The organism is Arthrobacter sp. LFS091 (genome assembly GCF_047977885.1).
In the GTDB taxonomy this organism is placed as follows: Bacteria; Actinomycetota; Actinomycetes; order Actinomycetales; family Micrococcaceae; genus Arthrobacter.
This window is the reverse complement of sequence record NZ_JBFPFP010000009.1, coordinates 125,007-139,364: the sequence shown is the minus strand read 5'-3', so window position 1 is coordinate 139,364 and position 14,358 is coordinate 125,007. Positions and strand designations below refer to the sequence as shown.

Annotated in this window: 14 protein-coding genes; 7 read left to right on the top strand and 7 right to left on the bottom strand. The window is 63.6% G+C overall.

What is annotated here, in order from left to right; genetic code table 11:
- Positions 1-7: 7 nt before the first annotated feature.
- From ACNQOP_RS17705 to ACNQOP_RS17690, 4 genes are all read right to left on the bottom strand, one after another.
- Positions 8-871 (bottom strand): 3-hydroxyacyl-CoA dehydrogenase family protein, encoded by an 864-nt coding sequence (locus ACNQOP_RS17705; RefSeq protein WP_416405298.1) that lies wholly within the window; start codon positions 869-871, stop codon positions 8-10.
- On the bottom strand, positions 868-1,671 hold the full coding sequence (locus ACNQOP_RS17700) for an enoyl-CoA hydratase/isomerase family protein (protein WP_416405297.1): 804 nt from the start codon (positions 1,669-1,671) through the stop codon (positions 868-870). The genes ACNQOP_RS17705 and ACNQOP_RS17700 overlap by 4 nt, the downstream gene beginning before the upstream one ends.
- Positions 1,671-2,897, bottom strand: a complete 1,227-nt coding sequence (locus ACNQOP_RS17695) for a thiolase family protein (RefSeq protein ID WP_416405296.1) — start codon at positions 2,895-2,897, stop codon at positions 1,671-1,673. The genes ACNQOP_RS17700 and ACNQOP_RS17695 overlap by 1 nt, the downstream gene beginning before the upstream one ends.
- A gap of 129 nt (positions 2,898-3,026) precedes the next feature.
- Positions 3,027-3,683: a pentapeptide repeat-containing protein gene (locus tag ACNQOP_RS17690; RefSeq protein WP_416405295.1), complete on the bottom strand. Its 657-nt coding sequence runs from the start codon at positions 3,681-3,683 to the stop codon at positions 3,027-3,029.
- A 238-nt stretch (positions 3,684-3,921) separates the two neighbouring features.
- On the opposite strand from ACNQOP_RS17690, the gene ACNQOP_RS17685 reads away from it, so the two are divergent.
- Positions 3,922-4,647: a dienelactone hydrolase family protein gene (locus ACNQOP_RS17685; protein ID WP_284986312.1), complete on the top strand. Its 726-nt coding sequence runs from the start codon at positions 3,922-3,924 to the stop codon at positions 4,645-4,647.
- Positions 4,648-4,740: 93 nt separating this feature from the next.
- Here ACNQOP_RS17685 and ACNQOP_RS17680 read toward each other — a convergent pair whose 3' ends face one another.
- A complete protein-coding gene (locus ACNQOP_RS17680; RefSeq protein ID WP_235517335.1) occupies positions 4,741-6,204 on the bottom strand; it encodes an amino acid permease in 1,464 nt (487 codons plus the stop codon).
- 230 nt (positions 6,205-6,434) lie between these two features.
- Positions 6,435-8,096, bottom strand: a complete 1,662-nt coding sequence (locus ACNQOP_RS17675; RefSeq protein WP_416405294.1) for an ABC-F family ATP-binding cassette domain-containing protein — start codon at positions 8,094-8,096, stop codon at positions 6,435-6,437.
- Positions 8,097-8,330: 234 nt separating this feature from the next.
- Between ACNQOP_RS17675 and ACNQOP_RS17670 the strand changes: the two genes are divergently transcribed.
- The 5 genes from ACNQOP_RS17670 (at position 8,331) to ACNQOP_RS17650 (ending at position 13,453) form a co-directional block, all read left to right on the top strand.
- Positions 8,331-9,581: an Nramp family divalent metal transporter gene (locus ACNQOP_RS17670; RefSeq protein ID WP_416405293.1), complete on the top strand. Its 1,251-nt coding sequence runs from the start codon at positions 8,331-8,333 to the stop codon at positions 9,579-9,581.
- Positions 9,582-9,639: 58 nt separating this feature from the next.
- The gene (locus ACNQOP_RS17665) at positions 9,640-10,368 is read left to right on the top strand and encodes a CPBP family intramembrane glutamic endopeptidase (protein WP_416405292.1); all 729 of its coding nucleotides are present in this window, start codon (positions 9,640-9,642) and stop codon (positions 10,366-10,368) included.
- Between the two features lie 45 nt (positions 10,369-10,413).
- Complete coding sequence (locus tag ACNQOP_RS17660) at positions 10,414-11,364, top strand: 1,4-dihydroxy-2-naphthoyl-CoA synthase (RefSeq protein WP_416405291.1); 951 nt, start codon at positions 10,414-10,416, stop codon at positions 11,362-11,364.
- Between the two features lie 9 nt (positions 11,365-11,373).
- Positions 11,374-12,513 (top strand): AMP-binding protein, encoded by a 1,140-nt coding sequence (locus tag ACNQOP_RS17655; RefSeq protein ID WP_416405290.1) that lies wholly within the window; start codon positions 11,374-11,376, stop codon positions 12,511-12,513.
- 61 nt (positions 12,514-12,574) lie between these two features.
- Entirely contained in the window at positions 12,575-13,453 is an 879-nt protein-coding gene (locus ACNQOP_RS17650) for a 1,4-dihydroxy-2-naphthoate polyprenyltransferase (protein WP_416405289.1), read from the top strand.
- A gap of 61 nt (positions 13,454-13,514) precedes the next feature.
- Here ACNQOP_RS17650 and ACNQOP_RS17645 read toward each other — a convergent pair whose 3' ends face one another.
- Entirely contained in the window at positions 13,515-13,826 is a 312-nt protein-coding gene (locus tag ACNQOP_RS17645) for a DUF4229 domain-containing protein (RefSeq protein WP_235517342.1), read from the bottom strand.
- Between the two features lie 87 nt (positions 13,827-13,913).
- Between ACNQOP_RS17645 and ACNQOP_RS17640 the strand changes: the two genes are divergently transcribed.
- A complete protein-coding gene (locus ACNQOP_RS17640) occupies positions 13,914-14,354 on the top strand; it encodes a PLD nuclease N-terminal domain-containing protein (RefSeq protein WP_257370861.1) in 441 nt (146 codons plus the stop codon).
- Positions 14,355-14,358: the final 4 nt, after the last annotated feature.

Genomic DNA, 14,358 nt, shown 5'->3' with positions numbered 1-14,358 from the left:
CTGCGCACTAGTCTTTCCAGTCGAAGAAGCCCTTGCCTGACTTGCGCCCCAGCTCGCCACGCGCCACCTTGTCACGGAGGATCTGCGGCGGCGCGAAGCGATCGCCCAGCGTTGAATGCAAGTACTCGGCAATGCCCAGGCGGACATCCAGCCCCACAATGTCAGTGGTCTTCAGCGGTCCCGTGGGGTGTTTGTAGCCAAGAACCATGGCGGCATCGATGTCCTCCGCCGACGCCACGCCCTCCTCCACCATGCGCATCGCCTCCAGCGCAATCGCCACACCCAAGCGGGAGGATGCGAAGCCTGGAGCGTCATTGACGACGACGGCGGTCTTGCCGAGTGCCTCGGTCCAGCTTTTCGCCGCAACAGCCAGTTCGGGAGACGTCTTTTCGCCCAGCACCACTTCAATCAGGGTTGATGCGGGCACGGGATTGAAGAAGTGGAGCCCCACAAAATGGGTGGGCCGACGAAGCTCGTTTGCGAGGCCGGAGACGGACAGCGAGGAAGTGTTGGAGGCCAGGAATGCGTCCGCGGACAAGTGCTCCTCCACAGCCTTGAGGGCGCCGACCTTGAGTTCGTAGTCCTCCGGGACTGCTTCCACCACCAGCCCACAGTGGACGAAGGAGGCGTAGTCAGTGGAGGTGCTGAAGCGCGCCAGAGCTTCCTCGGGCGTCCCCTCCAGGGTGCCGCGGGCGGCGGACTTGGCTACGGCCTCCGCCACCCGGCCCTGGGCTCCGGCGGCAGCTTCATGGTCACGCTCAACGACGATCACTGTGGCGCCCTTGGTCAGGAAGGCGTGTGCGATTCCAGCACCCATGCGGCCGCCGCCCAGGACTCCAACAACGTGCGGTAGGGCGGTAACGTCGGTCATTTCTGGGTCCTGTCCTGCGTGGGAGCGTCTGTGTCTTGCGAAGCTTTGGCCGATTTCTTGTCGAGGAACGCCTGCATCCGGTCGAACTTGCCCTGGGACTCGAAGAGGATGCCTTGGGCTAGGGTGTCGATCAACGGGTGGGCTTCAGCCGGGGCATGGAATACGGACTTGGTGATCCGCACGGCCAAGGGGTCCTGACGACCGATCTTGTCAGCAAGGCTGTGGGCCGCGTCCATGAGCTCAGGTGCCTCGAAAATGGCGGTGATGAGGTTGATCCGCAGGGCTTCCTCTGCCCGCAGGACCGCACCGGCCAGGAGAATCTCTTTGGCCTTTGGTTCACCCACGAGTTCCTTGAGCCGCCAGGTGGCACCGGCCGCAGCCAGGATCCCCAGCCCCGTCTCCGGGTTTCCAATCCGGATGCTTGGAGTGCCGATCCGGAAGTCCGCGGCGTAGGCGAGTTCGGCGCCCCCGCCCAGGCAATACCCGTCCAATGCCGCGATGACGGGCATGGGAAGTTTGGCGATGCGGGCGAAAATCGTGGAGTTGATTCCTTGGAGGGCATCGTCTCGGCGGCGTTCGCGCAGCTGGCCGATGTCAGCACCCGAGGCGAAGACGCCGTCCGTGCCGGCGATGATCAGGACCTTCGGGCTCCGTTCCAGCTCGGCGCAAACGAGGTGGAGCTCATCGACCATCTGCTGGTCGATGGCGTTGCGGACCTCGGGCCGGTTCAACAGGACGGTGAGCCGGTCTTCGCGCTCCTCGATAAGGAGGGTGGAGAAATCTTCCGGGTTCAGTGCCATTACACGCCTTCCAGCAGCATCGCAGTTCCTTGCCCGACGCCGATGCACATGGTCGCCAGGCCCAGCTTCGGTCCGGTTGCGGAAGCGAGTTCGCGCTCCATCCGGCCCAACAGGGTGATGGCAATCCGCGAGCCGCTGGAACCCAGCGGGTGTCCCAAACTGATGGCACCGCCGTCGTTGTTCACGATATCCGGGTTCAACCCGAGACGGCGCATGCTGGCCAGGGACTGCGTAGCGAAAGCCTCGTTGAGTTCCACGGCACCGAGCTTGTCCACGGTGAGGCCCGTGCGTGCCAGGATCTTTTGGGTTGCCGGCACCGGGCCAATTCCCATGATCTCCGGTTCGCAGCCCGCCGACGCGCCATCCACGATGCGGGCACGCGGCGTCAGGCCGAACTTTTTGATGGCTTCTTCAGAGGCGACGATGATGGCCGAGGCGCCGTCATTCAGGGTGGAGGAGTTACCAGCCGTGACCACGGAGCCGCCGGGGACCACGGGACGAAGCCCGGCAAGGACGTCCATGGTGGTGCCCAGCCGGGGGCCTTCGTCCGTATCCACGACTGTCTCGGATTTCCGCGTCTTGACGGTGACCGGAACGATTTCGTCCTTGAACCGGCCTCCGGCAATGGCGGCCAACGCACGTTCGTGCGAGCGGACCGCGAAAGCGTCGGCGTCCTCACGGGAGATGTTGTCGACGCGGGCCACTTCCTCTGCCGTTTCCGGCATGGAGTAGGTCATCTTGCCGTCGCGGGAGAGCTCTCCCTTGGTGAAGAGCGGGTTGGCGAAGCGCCAGCCGATGGAGGTATCGAAGATTTGCCCGGGCTTGGCGAAAGCCGTGGTGGGCTTCTCCTGGACCCACGGTGCGCGGCTCATGGACTCGACGCCACCGGCCACCACGATGTCCGCGGCACCTGACTTGATCATCTGGCTGGCCATGATGATGGCGCTCAGCCCGGAAGCGCACAGCCGGTTCACCGTGATGCCCGGGATGTGGAGGGGAAGTCCGGCCAGGATAGTGGCCATGCGTGCGACGTTACGGTTTTCTTCGCCGGCACCGTTGGCGTTACCGAGAATGACCTCGTCAATGGAGTCAGGATCGACGCCGGCACGCGCCACTGCTTCCCGGACCACCAATGCTGCGAGGTCGTCGGGACGGACGGAGGACAGCGCCCCACCGTAGCGACCTACAGGCGTACGGGCGCCACCAACAAGAAAAGCCTCGACCATGAGAACATCCTTCGCGAAGTGAAAGGGACCGGTCGAGAATAATCTACCGACCGTTCGTTCTATAAAGATTACACGGACCGGCTGGACGGTCAACAGATGAAGCTCCCCTGCCGACCATCCCGTAACAGGTCAGACCACCCGGATCCCCAGGTGCCCGGCCAGGAGCGGCGCCAGCAAGCTCAATTGGTAGTCATCAATCACGACGCCGGCCAGACCGGCCAGGCCGTTGACTCCGCGGAACTCGGAAGTCCGCAAATCCACGTCCTTCAGCTTGGCACCGGTGACATCCAAGGTGCCGATGGTGCAGTTCTTCAACGCCAGCCGTGTCCCGGTGCAGCCACCGAGGTCAAGCTCGTTAATGATGCAGTCGGAGATCTGAACATCCATAAGTTTGGAGCCCCGGAGGTTCACGTAATCAAGCTTGCCGCCGTCGATGCGGACCGAACGCCAGTTGCCTTCGTAAAGTTCGGCTGATCCCCACCGGGGGTTGCTGATCTCCACGTCCTGCCACGATGTCCGGGCAGCCATGAAAACCGGTGCGTAGGGTTCGGCCAGGACGCATTCCCTGAACGTGGCGCCGCGCAGTTGAGCCTCGTTGAAGGACACGCTGTTGAACTCGCACTCGATGAAATCTGCGCCGCTCAGTTCCTCTCCCTCCGCAGAGACGCGGGTGAGCCGGACGCCGTCGTACCTTTCACCCCGCTGGAAGTCCGGGGCGTCGTCGTCACGAAGTTCGTCCAATCGCACTGGGGAAATTTTGGGGGCCGCGACCTTGGCCACCGGCATCAGAGGGTTTCCCGCGTGGTGGTCAGGGGCAGTTCCGGAGAGTGCGCCTTACCGGGCCAAACCCTCGTTGGTCCGGCGGTGATGTGCTGCGTCAGTGTGGTGGGTAGTTCCATGCCTCGAGCCTATCCCCGGGTGCCGACAAAAACCGACGGCCGGTCCTTGCCTGAACGGTTCCGATGGCGAAAACTGGCCTGAGTCGGCGCATTCCATGGCGCTGCACGCACAGCGAAAGGCCCCCATGGTCACTATCGATTTGAGCGCGACGAGCCAGGCGTCCGGAGGTTCCTCCGCGTTGCAGGGCTACTTGGCTGAGCCCGACGGCGTTGGACCGTTCCCGGGAGTGGTGATGATCCACGAGGCCTTCGGACTGGATGATGTGATGCGTCGCAACGCAGACCGGCTCGCAGAGGCGGGCTACCTGACGTTGGCAGTGGACCTTTACAGCGACGGCGGCCCCCGGCGCTGCCTGGTGGCCACCATGCGCGCCATGCTCGCGGGCGAAGGCCGGGCCTTCACCGACATCTCCACCGCCAAAGCCTGGTTGCGGGCGGATGGCAAGTGCACGGGGAAGGTGGGCGTCATTGGCTTTTGCATGGGCGGTGCGTTCGCGCTGCTGGCCGCCAACGACGGTTTTGATGCCGCGTCCGTGAACTACGGCCAATTGCCCCGGGACCTGCACAGTGCCCTCGAAGGCTCCTGCCCGATGGTCGCGAATTACGGCGGCAAGGATCGGACCTTGCCCGGAGCGGCAGCGAAATTGGAGGCGGCCCTCACCAGCCTGCGCATTGAGCACGACGTCAAGGAATTTCCGACGGCGGGCCACGCCTTCATGAACGACGCCCCCATTGGCCCGAAGGTGCTCCGTCCACTGATGCGGGTCATGGGCATCAAACCCGATCCTGCCTCCGCCCCGGAAGCGTGGCGCCGTATCGAGGACCATTTCGCGAAGCACCTTTCGGACTGAAACCAGCAACGGAAGCAAAAACGACGGCGGGTGCCGCCTGGGGTGAACTGGTCACCCAAGGCGGCACCCGCCGTCGTGCGTTCTGTAGAACCGTTAGCTGAAGAGCTCGCTCTTGGGCTCGTTGTTCTTGACCTTCTGCCAGCCCAGCCAAAGGATGAGGGCGAAGAACGGGATGGTTGCCAGGGTCCACAGGCCAAGCAGGAAGACCTCGCCGGTTTCCTTGTTGGTCATGGAATCGAAACCGATGAGCACAGTGATGGCAAGCAGGGCGACCAGGCCCAACCAGCTGGTCCACGGCGAACCGGGCATCGGCAGGCTGGAGACCTTTCCGCGCTTCTTCCGCAGGGCGATCTGGCTGGCAAAGATTGAACCCCAAGTGAAGATCACGCCAATGGAGGCGGTGTTCAGGGCGAGGTCGAATGCGTGGGAGCCACCCAGCCAGATGTTGAGCAGGATGCCCACCAGGTAAACGGCGCCGATGGCCAGGATGGCTGCGTACGGCACGTGGCGCGCGGACATCCGGGTGAGCCACTGCGGTGCATGGCCGTTGTTTGCCATGGTGCGGAAAATTCGGCCGATCGAGTACAGGCCCGAATTGCAGGACGACAGGGCAGCGGTGATGACGATCATGTTCATGACATCGCCCATCCAGCCCAGGCCCATCTGCCCGAATACGGTAACGAACGGCGAGGTGCCGGCCACGTACTGGTCGGACGGGAGCAGCATCGCGAGCAGCGTCACCGAACCGACGTAGAAGACCACAATGCGGATCACGACGGCGCGGATCGCCTTGGGGACTTCGCGTTCCGGGTTTTCCATCTCACCGGCGGTAATGCCCACCAGTTCGATGGCGTTGTAAGCGAAGATCACGGCGTTGAGGACCAGGATCATCACCAGGCCGCCCTTGGGGAACATGCCGCCGTCCGCATGGAACAGGTTTGCAACAGACGCGTGCCCCTCGCCCACCTTGGCGTTGGTGACAACCATGAACGTGCCCACAGCCAGGAAGATCACGATGGCCGCGACCTTGAGGCAGGATGCCCAGAATTCGAACTCACCGAAGGCTTTGACGCTGAACAGGTTCACGGCCACCAGCAGCACCAGCGCTGCAATGGCGGACATTTCGATGGGTACGTTCGGGAAGAAGAACTGGAAGTAGAGGCCGATCGCGATGAGCTCGGCGATGCCTGTCATGGCCCAGTTGATGAAGTACATCCACCCCGAAAGGTAGGCGCCCTTCTTGCCGAACATCTCACCGGCGTAGCTCACGAAGGAGCCCGAGGTCTGGCGGTACATGATGAGTTCGCCAAGGGCGCGCATCAGCAGGTAAGCGATGACGCCTGCAATGGCGTAGGAGAAAATCAGGGCCGGGCCCGTGGAGGCCAGGCGGCCACCGGCGCCCATGAAGAGGCCGACGCCGATGGCGCCACCCATGGCGATCATGGTGACGTGGCGGCGGCTCAGGCTCTTCTGGTAACCCTCGGCGCTGAGGGTCGAACCCGTGGCACCGGATGAGGCCGGGGAGTTCTTGAGATCTGTGGGAGTACTTTGCGGCACAGCTGTTCCTTGTGGGTCGGGGTGTTGCTGTAGGTGTTTTCGCCCAGTGCCGGAACACAGGCGGGTTTGGCACACATAATTCGGGGTTTCCCGCTTTAGGGATCCCGAAGTGTGACAAAGAACGCAGAACGCCGAAGCTTCGCGCAACCCGTCTATCTTACGGGATTAACCGGAATGCCCGTGACGCAGGCAACAACACCCGGTCGCGGATGGCCAGCGCGGGGTCTTCGCTACAGGAGGAAGCCGTCGGCCATCCGTCGACGCACCCAGCTTCCGGCGCCCGCCTCGGAACGCGCGCAGCGGTCGAACCACTCCCCCAGCGCGCGATCATGGCTGGCGATCACCACGGTTCCCGCGAACGAAGCGAGCGCGGCCTCGAGTTGCTCCACGAGCGCTGGTGCCAGGTGGTTGGTGGGCTCGTCCACGATCATGGTCCCGTAGCCGCCCAGCAGGAGCCGGGCGAGGGCGAGCCGCCGTTGTTGCCCCGCGGACAAACTGCCGACAGGCACGTGGAACTCCGCAGGACGGAACAGGCCCAACCGGAGGAGGCCCTCGGCATGTTCGTCGATGTTTCCGCCCAGACCCTCGGCAAACGCAGGCAGCAGCCGCAAGCCGGGCCTCGCCGGCACATGGATTTCCTGCTGCAGGTACCCCACGGAGCCATTGATGGCCACAGCACCCGTGGCCGGCTCCAGGTCACCCACCAGGACTGAGAGCAGGGTGGATTTCCCGGCGCCGTTAGGGCCGGTGATCAACACCTTTTGGCCCGTCTCCACGGAGAAATCAGTGGGCTGCAGACGCCCCGGGACGCTGACTCCGCTGGCTTTCACGGCCGGTTCGGACGCCTCTACGGCCGCTGGACCGGAGGTCATCAGGGGCGCCGCCAGGGTCAGGGGCACGGGCGGGCGGTCCACGGGATTCTCTTCCAGCCGGCGGAGCCGCTCCTGCGCGTTTCGGACCTTGCTGGCAGCAGCACTCTGCCAGGTTCCAGTCTTGAAGCCGAAAGCCATCTTGTCGTTGTCGCGCTTCCGGCCATAACCCATGCCATCGGCCACGGTGGCAGCCTGAAGGCGCTCCGCTGCCATGGCGTCGAGCCAGCCCTCATACTGCTGAACCCAACGGGCGCGTTCGGCCGCCTTTTCGCGGAGGTACCCGTCGTACCCATTGCCGTAGCGGTTCACAGAGCGGCGCTCAGCGTCCACTTCCACAATGGTGGTGGCCACTTTGCGCAGAAGGACACGGTCGTGGGACACCACCACCACGGTTCCGCGATGTGCGGCCAGCCGCGATTCGAGCCAGGCGGTTCCCTCCGCATCCAGGTGGTTGGTGGGCTCATCCAGCAGCAGGGCCTCGGCCGGATCGGCCAGGAGGCAGGCCAGGGCAACCCGCTCCTGCTCGCCTCCTGACAACGATCCAAGCGTTCGACGGCGGTCCAAGCCTCCCAGCCCCAGCTTGTCCAGCGCTGCTTCCACCCGCGACTCGGCCGCGTACCCTTCGCGGAGCTGGTACTCCGTCTGCAGGCTTCCGTAGAGTTCCAAGGCATCGGGATCGGCGTCGGCGAGGTCGCGCTCAAGCTCCGCGATGCGATCTTCGAGGTCGCGGAGGGCACCAAGGGAAGCATCGATGACCTCCCCCACGGTCAAGGACTCGGGGAAGCCGTGGGTTTGCGCGAGGTAACCCACGCGGTAGCCGGAGTCACCTGCCAAACCGGCAGAGCCGTCGTCGGGCGCCTCGACGCCGGAGAGAAGGCGCAGGAGCGTGGACTTGCCTGCGCCGTTCTCGCCCACGATTGCGACGTGCTCTCCGTGATGAATCACGAGGTGGGCATCGTTGAAAAGTTTGCGGTCCCCATAGCTGTGGGAAACGCCGGAAAGGTAAAGGTGGTCAGTCAAGAGGGATCCTCGCAAGTCCGCAGCGGTTGGCAGACAGCCATGTGGGCACTGGGATGCAGCCGAAAGTGGGGGCTGCGCTCAAGACTTCATCGCTCCAGCCTGCCGGGCGTACCGCGTCGAGTCAAGCCGCGGGTGGTCCGAGAGGCGTCAACGGGTGGCCTAAATAATACTTTTCGGTATGCCTAACTTTCGGTTATCCTCGTTATCAGAGCACCCCCAACGATGAGGACCACCATGGCTGCACCAACCCTGCAAACACGCGTCACGCCTGCCAAGGTCTGGTCCCGCCTGCTGCTGCTGGGCCCCGCTTTCGTGGCTGCCATCGCTTACGTGGACCCAGGAAATGTGGCCGCGAACCTCACTGCGGGCGCCAAGTACGGATACTTGCTGGTCTGGGTCCTGGTGGCCGCCAACGCCATGGCCGTCCTGGTGCAATACCAGTCCGCCAAGCTCGGCCTGGCCACGGGACTGAGCCTGCCCGAAATCCTGGGACAACGGCTTGGCACAAAACGCCGGCGCCTTTACTGGGCCCAGGCCGAGATCGTTGCCGGAGCTACCGACATGGCCGAGGTGATCGGCGGCGCCGTGGCCCTCAACCTGCTGTTCGGGCTGCCCCTGCTGGCGGGTGGAGTGATCGTCGGCGTCGCATCCATGCTGCTGCTGGCACTGCAGTCGAGGCGGGGACAACGCTCCTTTGAGTACGCCATCCTGGTTCTCCTGGGAATCATTGCCGTCGGATTCGTCTCGGGGTTGTTCGTGAATCCGCCCGATGCCGGCGAAGCGTTGGGCGGCTTGCTTCCGCGGTTCGAAGGCCCGGACACCGTACTCCTCGCTGCAAGCATGTTGGGCGCCACCGTGATGCCCCACGCGATCTACCTCCACTCCGCCCTTGCCCGGGACCGGCATGGCTTCTCCGAGGACCCCCTGGTCCGCACCCGACTGATCCGGACCACCCGGGTGGACGTCGTTGGCGCTTTGCTGCTCGCCGGCATCGTCAACATCTCCATGTTGCTGCTGGCGGCCTCCAGCCTTCGCGGGATCGAGGGAACCGACACCATCGCCGGAGCCCACGCCGCCGTTACAGCGGCCTTGGGTCCCACCATTGGAGTCGTGTTCGCCGTCGGGCTGCTGGCCTCGGGGCTGGCGTCGACATCCGTGGGCTGCTATGCCGGTGCAACCATCATGGGTGGGCTGCTGAAGGTAAAGATCCCACTGCTGACCCGCCGGGTCATTACCCTGGTTCCCGCCTTGGTCATCCTGGGAGCCGGGGTTGAACCGACACTCGCATTGGTCCTCAGCCAGGTGCTGCTCAGTTTTGGCATCCCCTTCGCGTTGATCCCGTTGATCCGTTTGACCGGCAAGCGTGAGGTGATGGGAATCCACGCGGACTCCCTCCCCCTGAAAATTGCCGGCTGGACCAGTGCAACCCTGATTGTGGGGCTGAACTGCGTACTTATCGCTTTGACCCTCGGCGGCCAGTCGTGACGTTCTTCCAACCAAGCGCGGGATGAAAATCGCCAAACGGCAAAGCTAGTCTGGTCATATGGGCACCATCACCAGCAAGGCACGTTTGTACCGCTTTACCGCACTCGATGCCTTGGCCGTGGCCGCGTACCTGGGATTCACCATCTACTTCACGGTAGCCGGCGGGACCGTCGAACGGCTGATGCTTCAGTTGTTCCACGACCCGGCCACCGCATCCTATGCCGTCAACGCCATCTTTTATGCCGGCGTCGGAATATTCGCGATAGCGTCCGCTTGGCGGGTAGCCGGACGCGACCTCAGGATTCTTGGCACCCGGCCGTGGTTCACGTTGGGGATGGTCCCGCTGGCCATCGTGGTGATGCTCATCCTGACAGCGATTCTGGTCGCAGTGTTCGGAACCGCCGAGACCTCGGAAAACCAGCTGGGTATCCAGGGCCTGCTGCAGCATGTGCCGGCGTGGCTCATGGTTCCGCTGCTGGTGTTGCTTGGCCCCTTTGTTGAGGAATACCTGTTCAGGCACCTGCTGATCGGCAAGTTGTCCGGGTACGTGAACATCTGGGTCTGTTGCATCATCTCCGTGCTGGTGTTCGCTTCCATCCACGTGATTGGCAGGGAAGGACTGGTGCTTTCCGCGCTCGCTCCCTACCTGGGCATGGCGGTGGTGCTGGTGGCGGTTTATGTGTGGACCGGAAAGAACCTGATGTTTTCCTACTTTGTCCATGCAGCCAAGAACCTCATGGCCGTGGTCCTTATCTACGCCATCCCACCCGAATTGCTCCCAACATAAGTCCACGAGTTCTGCATCAGCTGACGCCATTACTAGACTCGGACTGTGAACAACCAACTCCCTGCCAAGGTTTCCGACGTCTTTGACCCCTCACGCTGGCGCACAGTATCCGGCTTCGATGACTTCAAAGACATGACTTACCACCGGCAGGTTGAGCGTTCGGCGGACGGCACGTCCAAGGACCTCCCCACGGTCCGGATCGCCTTCAACCGCCCCGAAGTCCGCAATGCGTTCCGTCCCGGCACCGTGGACGAGCTCTATCGGGCCATGGACCACGCCCGCATGACCCCTGACGTGGCCACGGTCCTGCTCACGGGCAACGGGCCTTCCGAAAAGGACGGCGGACACTCGTTCTGTTCCGGTGGCGACCAGCGCATCCGGGGCCGCGACGGCTACCGATACGCAGACGGTGAAACGCAGGAAACCATAGACCCCGCGCGGGCCGGACGTCTCCACATCCTGGAAGTCCAGCGGCTGATGCGGACCATGCCCAAGGTGGTTATCGCCGTCGTCAACGGTTGGGCAGCCGGCGGCGGCCACTCCCTGCACGTTGTCAGCGACCTCACCATCGCCTCCCGGGAGCACGGCAAGTTCAAGCAGACCGACGCCACAGTGGGAAGTTTCGACGCCGGATACGGTTCGGCGCTGCTGGCCCGCCAGATCGGGCAGAAAGCCGCGCGCGAGATCTTCTTCCTGGCCCGCGAATATTCCGCGGACGACATGGTCCGCATGGGCGCTGTTAATGAGGCTGTTGAGCACCACCGCCTCGAGGAAGTCGCCTTGGAATACGCCGCCGACATCGCGCGCCAGTCCCCCCAGGCCATCCGTATGCTCAAGTTTGCGTTCAACCTGGCCGACGACGGCCTGGCCGGGCAGCAGGTCTTCGCCGGCGAGGCTACCCGGCTCGCCTATATGACGGACGAGGCCGTTGAGGGCAAGGAAGCTTTCCTCCAGAAGCGCGACCCGGACTGGTCCAACTTCCCCTACTACTTCTAGGACCGGCCCGTGGACATCGATCCCGTACTCAAAGCACTCGCCGCTGCCCTGCACGGTGAGGGTCCCGCCGTCGAAATCGTCACCCAGGAAGACGGCGGCTTAGCCGCAGTCCCGGTTGAGACCGGCATCGAGGACGCAGCCGTGGTTGTCCGGACTTCCGGGTCCACCGGCGCGCCAAAGGCAACGGTCCTTACGGTTGACGCCCTCGCAGCGTCCTCCGTATCCACGGCGATGGCGCTTCGCGGCGAAGGTCAATGGCTGCTGGCCCTTCCCCTGCAGTACGTGGCCGGCGTCCAGGTCCTGGTGCGCTCCCTCTACGCCGGTACGCGTCCATGGGTGATGGACCAGTCGAAAGGCTTCACGCCCGAGGCCTTCACCGCCGCAGCCGGGGAACTCACTGACAAAATCCGCTTCACGTCCCTGGTACCTACCCAGCTGCAGCGGCTTTTGGACTCCCCCGCGCCGGAGACCTTGGCCTTATTGCGCCGCTTCAACGCGATTCTTTTGGGCGGCGCACCGGCGTCGGCTGAGCTGCTTAGTGCTGCGCGGGACAAGGGGCTCTCGGTCGTCACCACGTACGGCTCGGCCGAGACCTGCGGGGGATGCGTTTACGACGGCGAGCCGCTGGACGGCGTCGAGGTCCGCATTGGCGAGGGCGAGCTGGAAGGCCGCATCCTCCTCGGTGGCGCCACTGTGGCTGCGGGCTACCTGGACGCTGCGCGCGCCTCCAAGGCAGCGTTCTTCGAGGAGGACGGCGTCCGCTGGTATGTCACCGGCGATCTCGGAGAACTGGCCGACGACGGCAAACTCACCGTGCTGGGCCGCGCCGACGACGTCATCATCACCGGCGGGATCAAGGCCTCCGCTTCATACATCCAAAGCAAGCTCGAAGCGCTCGACGGCGTGAACGCGGCTTTTGTGGCCGGTGTCCCCTCGCGCGAGTGGGGGCAAGCCGTGGCGGCGTACGTTGCCGTGGCTGATCCTTCGCCCGAGGGTGTGAAGGGATTCACCGCCCGTCGCGAGGAAGCACTGGGTGTCCTGGCCCCCAAGACGGTGATTGCTGACAAGGATTTGCCCATACTTCCGAACGGAAAACCGGATCGCATGGCCATGATTGAACTGCTTTCCAACCTGCATCAGGGACAATAGACACGTTCTTACCCCCCACCCCTGACGAACGATCAACCGCGAAATACACGAGGTACTACACGTGGCGACAGCTGCACAATGGATTCAAGGAGCCCGGCTCCGCACACTGCCCGCGGCCATCGCGCCCGTCCTCATCGGTTCGGCAGCGGCGTACGAGCTCCATTCGTTCCGGCTGCCGAACGCGATCCTGGCGGCGCTCGTTGCCCTGCTGCTTCAAGTCGGCGTCAACTACGCCAATGACTACTCCGACGGCATCCGGGGCACGGACGAGGACCGCGTTGGCCCGCTGAGGCTGGTTGGTTCAGGCGCGGCCAAACCCGAGCAAGTGAAGTGGGCCGCGTTCGCCCTTTTCGGCTTGGCGATGGTGTGTGGCCTGATCCTGGTAATCATCACGCAGTCCTGGTGGCTGATCCTGGTAGGCATCGGCTGCGTCCTGGCGGCGTGGGGCTACACCGGCGGCAAGAACCCCTACGGCTACATGGGTCTGGGCGACGTGTTCGTGTTCGTCTTCTTCGGACTGGTCGCCACCCTTGGCACCACGTACACGCAGGCCGGGCAGGTGAGCCTGGCTGCAGTGATCGGTGCGATAGGGACCGGCCTGATCGCCTGCGCCCTCCTGATGGCCAACAACGTCAGGGATATTCCTACGGATACGGTAGCGGGCAAGAGGACCCTGGCTGTTCGGCTGGGAGACAGGCACGCACGCGAGAGCTACGTCCTGATGCTGGGTGTCGCCATCCTCCTGGTGGTAGTCCTCGCACCCACCAAGCCGTGGATGTTGATCGTGTTGTTGCTGATCCCCGCCTGCCTCATGCCGGCCTGGCTGATGATCAACGGCAAGAAGCGTAAGAGCCTCATCCCGGTGCTCAAGCAGACCGGCCTGATCAACCTGGGATACAGCCTGCTCTTCTCGTTGGGCCTGATCCTGACCCGCATCTGAGTTTTCATACAGCTAACGCCCCTAAAACGCGGTTTTAGGGGCGTTAGCTGTATAAAGACGCCTATTTGGTGCCGGGGCGCTTGTCGTTGTTGACGGCGATGTCCGGGTTCTGCTCCACGAGTCCGTCCTCGGCCGCAGCATCCTCGACCTCCCCGGCGGTCCGGATGGGCTTGGCCCGTCCGGAGAAACGTTCGTGCATGGACGCTGTAGCAGCGTCACGCTGCTTCTGGAAGAAGAGGTAGCTGATGGCGAAGGCAATCAGTCCGGCAAAGATGACCGCCAGGAACCAGCCCACCCCCAAAAAGACGAACAGCACGAACAACGGCGCGAACAGCGCCAGACGGATGAGGGAATACTTCAGGAAAGCCACGATCCAAGTTTAGCCGCCCGGATGGTTGCACTCTGATCACGGCCAAAAGTGGGCATCCGGTGAAAGCCTTGCGGAGACTAGACTTGATGCATGCCCCGCGTTATAGGTGTCGTCGTAGTCCTGGTCATCTTCGTCTATGCCCTGGTGGATGTCATCCGCACGGACCGCCACCAGACCCGCGGGATTTCCAAAACCGCGTGGATCATTGTGATGATCCTCCTGCCACTGCTGGGCGCGATCCTCTGGTTCATCTTCGGACGCCCCTACGGCAGGCCGGCCGCGCAGCCTGTCCGTCGCCAACCCACTGCCCCCGATGACGACCCCGAGTTCCTCCGAAACCTGGAAGCGCGCCGCCGGAACCAGGCCGAAGATGAGCGCCTGAAAAAGCTCAAGGCTGAACTGGAAGCCAGGGAGCGCAAAGCCGGAGAGAATCCCCCCGACGGCAAGAACAAGGGCGCGAAACCAGGTTTCACCGCCGGCGAGGCCAAGCACGGCGAGCCGGATCCGCATGATACCGACGAGCTGAAGTAGGCAA

Excerpts from the sequence above, each read along its gene's own strand:
- ACNQOP_RS17705 (WP_416405298.1), bottom strand. The coding sequence starts at position 871 with ATGACCGACGTTACCGCCCTACCGCACGTTGTTGGAGTCCTGGGCGGC.
- ACNQOP_RS17700 (WP_416405297.1), bottom strand. The coding sequence starts at position 1,671 with ATGGCACTGAACCCGGAAGATTTCTCCACCCTCCTTATCGAGGAGCGC.
- ACNQOP_RS17695 (WP_416405296.1), bottom strand. The coding sequence starts at position 2,897 with ATGGTCGAGGCTTTTCTTGTTGGTGGCGCCCGTACGCCTGTAGGTCGC.
- ACNQOP_RS17690 (WP_416405295.1), bottom strand. The coding sequence starts at position 3,683 with ATGCCGGTGGCCAAGGTCGCGGCCCCCAAAATTTCCCCAGTGCGATTG.
- ACNQOP_RS17685 (WP_284986312.1), top strand. The coding sequence starts at position 3,922 with ATGGTCACTATCGATTTGAGCGCGACGAGCCAGGCGTCCGGAGGTTCC.
- ACNQOP_RS17670 (WP_416405293.1), top strand. The coding sequence starts at position 8,331 with ATGGCTGCACCAACCCTGCAAACACGCGTCACGCCTGCCAAGGTCTGG.
- ACNQOP_RS17665 (WP_416405292.1), top strand. The coding sequence starts at position 9,640 with ATGGGCACCATCACCAGCAAGGCACGTTTGTACCGCTTTACCGCACTC.
- ACNQOP_RS17640 (WP_257370861.1), top strand. The coding sequence starts at position 13,914 with ATGCCCCGCGTTATAGGTGTCGTCGTAGTCCTGGTCATCTTCGTCTAT.